General features: G+C 72.0%; 7 protein-coding genes. 2 read left to right on the top strand and 5 right to left on the bottom strand.

Features of this window, described 5'->3' with window-relative positions:
* From VKN16_28555 to VKN16_28535, 5 genes are all read right to left on the bottom strand, one after another.
* The coding region (locus VKN16_28555; GenBank protein HME98176.1) for an amidohydrolase family protein at window positions 1–1,141 on the bottom strand (1,141 nt) is incomplete at its 3' end.
* Window positions 1,138–1,587 (bottom strand): OB-fold domain-containing protein, encoded by a 450-nt coding sequence (locus tag VKN16_28550; GenBank protein HME98175.1) that lies wholly within the window; start codon window positions 1,585–1,587, stop codon window positions 1,138–1,140. The genes VKN16_28550 and VKN16_28555, both read right to left, overlap by 4 nt.
* A complete protein-coding gene (locus tag VKN16_28545; GenBank protein HME98174.1) occupies window positions 1,584–2,768 on the bottom strand; it encodes an acetyl-CoA acetyltransferase in 1,185 nt (394 codons plus the stop codon). Before VKN16_28545 ends, VKN16_28550 begins: the two co-directional genes overlap by 4 nt.
* Before the next feature lie 88 nt (window positions 2,769–2,856).
* Window positions 2,857–3,309 carry a hypothetical protein gene (locus tag VKN16_28540; protein ID HME98173.1) on the bottom strand — a complete coding sequence of 151 codons (453 nt, stop codon included), beginning with the start codon at window positions 3,307–3,309 and terminating at the stop codon, window positions 2,857–2,859.
* Window positions 3,306–4,004 (bottom strand): hypothetical protein, encoded by a 699-nt coding sequence (locus VKN16_28535; protein ID HME98172.1) that lies wholly within the window; start codon window positions 4,002–4,004, stop codon window positions 3,306–3,308. Before VKN16_28535 ends, VKN16_28540 begins: the two co-directional genes overlap by 4 nt.
* 112 nt (window positions 4,005–4,116) lie before the next feature.
* Between VKN16_28535 and VKN16_28530 the strand changes: the two genes are divergently transcribed.
* Window positions 4,117–4,839, top strand: coding sequence for a hypothetical protein (locus tag VKN16_28530; protein HME98171.1), 723 nt, complete (start codon window positions 4,117–4,119; stop codon window positions 4,837–4,839).
* A gap of 65 nt (window positions 4,840–4,904) precedes the next feature.
* Window positions 4,905–6,008 carry an extracellular solute-binding protein gene (locus VKN16_28525; protein ID HME98170.1) on the top strand — a complete coding sequence of 368 codons (1,104 nt, stop codon included), beginning with the start codon at window positions 4,905–4,907 and terminating at the stop codon, window positions 6,006–6,008.
* Window positions 6,009–6,023 lie beyond the last annotated feature (15 nt).

Raw genomic sequence — 6,023 nt, 5'->3', positions numbered from 1 at the left:
CGGGCTCCGAGAGATGCTGCATGGTCCGCTCGATCGCCTCCGCCGAGTGCGGCCAGGTGCCTTCGTGGTGCGGATAGTCGTTGCCCCACATGAAGCGGTCGGCCAGCCCCATCGGCTCGGCGAGCGCGAGGCCGGCCGGGTCCTCCTGGAACGACGCCCAGCAGTGCTCGCGGTAGTAGTCGCTCGGCAGCCGCCCGAGCTTCGGCCGGACCCAGAAGTGATGCTTGCGGTAGGCCTCGTCCATCGCGCCCAGGAACCACGGCACCCAGCCGATCCCGGCCTCGATGGTGGCCACGCGCAGCCGCGGGAAGCGCTCGAACACGCCGGAGGCGCACAGATTGGCCACCGGCTCGATGGTGGGGGACAGCGAGTGCGACACGTAGTTGATCACCGCCCCGCCGTTGCCGCGCGCCGCGCGCGGATCGCGCCCGGTCGAGACGTGGAAGGTCACCGGCAGGTTCGCGTCCTGGATCACCGTCCAGAGCGGGTCGAACATCGGCAGGTTGTAGTTCGGATGGTCCACGTCGTGGCCGCCCCAGATGGGCTTGCACGGCAGGGTCAGGAGCTGGAAGCCGAGCCCGGCCACCCGCTGCACCTCCGCGATCGAGCCCTCGAGGTCGCCGGTGGCCAGCGCGGCGGCCGGGGCCATGCGGTCGCGATAGGGACCGAAGGTCTCGTGCGCCCAGTCGTTGAAGACGCGGCACTGGGCCATCGCGAACACCGGGTCCGGCGTGGCCCACATGGCGAGGCCCTTGTTGGGGAAGATCACCTCGATGTCGATGCCGTCGCGGTCCATGTCGCGCAGGCGCTCGGCCGGGTCGGCACCGACCCGCTGGCGTAGCCCGTCCTCGCCCTCGAGGGCGTCGGTGCGGAGCCGGTCAGGACGGTGGCCCTCGGAGACGCGCCACTTCACGCCGTTCTCGTCGGTGATGACCTTGGGGACGCGCGCGCGGTACTTCTCGTCGATGCGCGTGGCCCAGAGATCGTGCGGCTCGTTGGCGTGGCAATCCGCGGACACCATGAAGTACTTCCGCGGATCGCCGGGACGCGCGGTGCGGGGCCAGCCCGCGTGCCCCGGGGTGTCGAGCCGCCAGCGGTTGGGCTCGTTGACGACGATGTCGGTCGAGGCGATCGGGGTCATGGCGCGCTCCTCCTCCACTGCACGAGCGTGAATGGCGGCGCGGCGTCGTCGTGGGGCTCGAACACCGCCTCCACCGGTGCGCCGATCGTGACGTCTTGGGTGGGATCGCCGAGCAGGTTGCCGATCATGCGGACCGAGCCCGCCTCCGGCAGCTCGACGAGGACGACGATGTAAGGGCCGTGATCCGTGAGCGCGGGATGCACCGGATGCCAGGCCCGCTCCCAGGAGTAGACGCGCCCGCGCGGCGCGACGTCGACCCATTCCAGGTCCGCGGCGAGGCAGCGATGGCAGATCCACTCCGGGCCCCACTGGAACTCGCGGCAGCCGCGGCAGCGCTGGATCCGCAGCGCGCCCGCGCGCGTGCCCTCCCAGTACGGCCGGTCCAGCCCGTCGGCCTCGGGGACCGGCCGTGGCAGGCCGGCGGGCAGGTAGGAGCCGGACGTCATAGCGCGTCGGCTCCGCCCAGCAGCATGCTGGAGACCGGCGTCACCATCGGGCCCGAGATCACGAGCCCCACCCGCGCGCCCGGCACCTGGCTGGTGGACTGCGAGCGCAGCTGGCGCACCGCCTCGATCTGCAGCTCGAGTCCGTGCATGTAGCACTCGGCCAGGTTGCCGCCGCTGGTGTTGAGCGGCAGCCGTCCGCCGGGCGCGATCAGGTTCTCGAACGTGAGGAAGTCGTTGGCCTCCTCGGGGGCGAAGAAGCCGTGCTCCACCAGGCTCATCAGCACCCCGCCCGTGAAGTTCTCGTAGCTCTGCACCACCGAGACGTCCTTGGGGCCGAGGCCCGCCATCTCCCAGAGGTGCGGGGCGACCGTGGTGAAGCTCGAGGTCGCGTAGGTCGGCGCGTTGTGGCCCCGCGCCGCGTTGCGATACTCGGAGCCCTGGGCCACGCCCAGCAGGTACGCGGGGGGCTGCCGCAGGTCGCGCGCGCGCTCCGCGGAGACCAGGACCAGCGCGGCCGCGCCGTCGTTCTCCATGCAGCAGTCGAAGAGTCGGAACGGCTCGACGATCCAGCGCGAGGCGTCGTAGGCCTCGGCGGTCAGCGGCCGGCCGTGCATCACGGCTCTCTGGTTGGCCTGGGCGTGGTGATACGACGCGAGCGCGATCGCCCGCTGCGCTTCCTGCCGCACCCCGTGGTCGTGCATGAAGCGCATCACCCGCATCGCGAAGCGCTGCGCGGGCGAGATGAGCCCGTACGGAAACGTGAGCGCCGCCTCGCCCGACACGGTGCCGCCCGGCGGCGCCGCGCCGAAGCGCTGGAACTGGCCCTGGGCCAGCGCGCGGAACACCACCACGCAGTCGGCGTAGCCCGCGGCCACCGCCGCCGCCGCGTTGCCGACCGCCGCCGAGCCGCCGCCCCCGCCCCCGCCCCACTGCATGTTGGAGAAGCGCAGCTCGGGGAGCCCGAGGGCGGCGGCCAGCCGCGAGGGATCGTTGCGGTCGTTGCTGTACGACGCGAACCCGTCCACCTCGCGCGGGTCGAGGCCGGCGTCCTCGCAGGCGCGCAGGACGGCCTGCAGGGCCAGCGCGAACTCGGACTGCGGGGCGCGGCCGTGCTTGTAGTAGGCGGTCTCGCCGACGCCGACGATGGCCACCTTCCCGCGAATGGTCCGGTGCTCGCGCATGTGAGAGGCCGAATGCCGTTCCGGATTCAGCACGTGCACGGTACCCGAGACCGGCCGGCTTGTCCACGGGCGATCCGGTCGCGGCGCCTCAGTGAGGCGAGCCGCTCGAGATCGGATGGAACGCCTCGTGGCGACGCTCCCAGCGCACGCCCAACCGCCGCAGCAGCCGCTCGGTCGCCGGCTCGTCGGGCACGAGAAGCCGGCCGTCCGCCACCGCGAGCGCCGAGTGGAGCCGTCCCACCTCGAGCGCCACCCGGATGGCCTCGCGCGGGCTGCGCGGATGCACCGCGAGCAGCGCCTCGGAGGCGGCCTCTACCGTGACGTACCAGCCCGGCCCCACGTGGAGGAGGTCACCCGGGGCCAGCGTCTCCCCGGACGGCAGCATCAGCGTGAGCGCCCGCCCGCCCCGGGTCACCACGCGCCGGCGGGGCCGGCGGCGCTCCTGGGCGGTCAGATCGACCGCGTCGGGCTCGAAGCCGGCGAGGTCCGCGGGCTCGCGCGGCGCGGGCCGGGCCGCGATGACGACCGAGTCGGCGATCACCCCCGCGCGAGGCGGCCCAGGTGTTCGCGCCAGTAGTGGTGCGTCTTCGCGACCACCGTGATGACGCTGCGGACCTGGTCCTCGAGGAGGAAGTCGTGGCCTGCCGGCACCAGCAGGCGCTCGCCGTCGACGCGCGCCTCCACGTTCTCCACGATGATGGCCGCGCACAGCCACGCGGCCATCCGCCCGCTCTCGCAGACGACGGCGATCCAGCCCGGGTCGGCCGCCTCCGCCGCGAGCCCGGTGGTCTCGCGGATGCCGCGCTGAAGCTCGGCGAGCACCGCCGGCGACGCGATGAGCCCGTGCGCGCGATCCGGGACGCGCAGCGCCGAGTCGGCGCCGCGCTGCGGGGGCCCGCCGTACAGCGCGAGCTCGCAGAACGTGGTCCACATCGCGCCCCAGTCGGGGCGCCCGTCGCGCCGCCACACGAAGCGCGCCGAGGACATCGCGGCCGGATCCGCGGTCGACGGCGGATCGATCTCGCGAAGACGCGCGGGCGGGCGCCGCAGCACCGGCTGGACCGCGTCGAGGGTCTGGACGGGCACCAGGGCGAGGGTGACCGGCATCCCGGCGCGCTGCGCGAGCGTGGCCGCGGCCTCGTCGCAGGCGGCGCGCGCCGCCTCGGGCGCGCGCGCGTCGACGATCAATACGATGCGCCCTGCGACGTCGTCCCCGCCCCGATCCGTTCGATCCATGCCGGCGCCCCGGATGATAGCACCGGCACCAGGTCGGGCCAGTGTGCTCCGCCTCCGGCCATCCCACCGCCCGCCGGATCCGGCCGAGCTGATTCGGTGTACGCTACGGTAGATGCTCGCCACTGGCCGCCGCTTCCAGCTGGAGCGCGACGCCTTCGCGTTTCCGAACGAGCTGGTCTGGGAGTACCACTTCGATCCGGCCACCGCCACCACCGTCTTCAGCCGGCGCCAGCCCCCGCCGGACTACGTGCACCGCTGCTTCGTGCTGGTCCGCGCGGCGCGACAGTTCCTCTACCACGCCCGCTTCGATCCGGAGGCTCCGCCGGCCAGCGACGCGGCCTACCGCCGCATCATCCGGGCGGTGCTGGACCGGAATCCACGACAGCCGCCGAGCGGGGAGGACCGGGTGGTGGTTCCCGGCTTCTCGGGGCTCCGCGAGCTGAGCCGGGCGCGCACCGCCCTGCTCAAGGAAGAGTGCGGCGGGGCCTGGCGCTCCTACGTCATGCGCAGCCACTGGCGCATCGTGGTGCCGGTCATGCGCCGCCATCAGCACCGGACCGCCGCGCGGCTGCTCGAGGAGGTCGAGCAGAACACCGCGCCGATCATCCACCTGCTGCGCTTTCCCTCGCTGGCCATCAACCACGGCATGGTGGTGTTCGACGGGACCCGGACCGCCGACGGCATCGAGTTCCTGGCCTACGATCCCAACGATCCGGAGCGGCCGGCCCGCCTCACCTACGATCGCGAGCGCCGCACCTTCTCGCTGCCCGCCAATCGCTACTGGCGCGGGGGCGACCTGAACATCTTCGAGATCTTCCGCGACTGGTACCTGTAGACTAGCGGCCATTCTGCGGTGGCATCGGTCGCCCCGCCCAACCCCCGTCGAGGAGGACGAACCCGATGTCCGATCACGAGCCCACTTCGATCACCCGGCGTCATCTTCTCAAAACCGGCGCGCTGCTGGCCGCCGCGCCGCTCCTGGGCTCCACCCGGCCGGCCGCGGCGCAGGCGCCCGCGAAGAGCACCAAGGTGCTCGACTTCCACACCGGCGCCGACGTGGCAAAGGCCGAGCAGGAAGGCGAGGTGGTCTACTACGGCCACGACGGCGAGGCCGGCATCGGCGCGCTGCTGGAGGGCTTCCGCAAGGACTTCCCCAAGATCAAGACGAGCTACGTGCGCCTGCAGACCGGCGCCCTCTACGCGAAGATCACCGCGGAGCGCTCGGCCAATCGCTTCGGGGTAGACGTGCTGCAGCTCTCCGACATCTCGCCCGCCATCGATTTTCAGAAGAAGGGCGGCTACGAGCCGTACGTGTCGCCCGAGCACGCGGCCTACAAGCCCGCCTACCAGAGCACCCCGGGCGGATTCTTCACGTGGGCCGGCGTCACCTTCGCGGGCATCGGCTACAACCGCGGCAAGGTCAAGCCGGAGCAGGCGCCCAAGGCCTGGAAGGACATCCTGAGCCCGACCTACAAGGACGGCATCAGCGCCAAGCTCTCCACCTCCGGGATGCAGCACATGCAGTGGTACACCCTGCGAAGGCTCTACGGGGCGGATTTCTGGCAGGAGTTCGCCAAGCAGAAGCCGAAGGGGTTCGACTCGCGCGCCCAGCTCTTCGATCGGCTCGCCAAGGGTGACGACCGGGTGTGCGCGCTCGCCGAGTACGCGGGCTACACGCTCTTCAAGGAGAAAGGCGCGGAGATCGAGTTCGTCGCGCCCGCCGACGGCCTGCCCGCGACGCCCGCCCTCATCGGCGTGGTCACCCGCGCGCCGCACCCGGAGGCGGCCAAGCTCTTCGTGGACTGGGCGCTCTCCAACCGCGGGCAGGCGGTGTACCAGACGCAGACCATCTTGCTGTACGGGTCGGTGCGCAGCGACGCGCCGCCGATGGCCACCGGCAAGAAGCTCTCCGACTTCAAGCTGCTCTTCCCGTCCGACTGGACCGATTTCCAGGCCAGCCACTCCGCCTTCGTGAAGGAGTGGAACGCCCTGATGGGTCTCTGAGGCCGGGGCCGTCCC

The sequence above is a fragment of the Candidatus Methylomirabilota bacterium genome, assembly GCA_035315345.1.
Taxonomy (GTDB): Bacteria; Methylomirabilota; Methylomirabilia; order Rokubacteriales; family CSP1-6; genus CAMLFJ01.
Note: the sequence above shows the minus strand (reverse complement) of the source record. Positions and strands in the feature narration are given on the sequence as shown.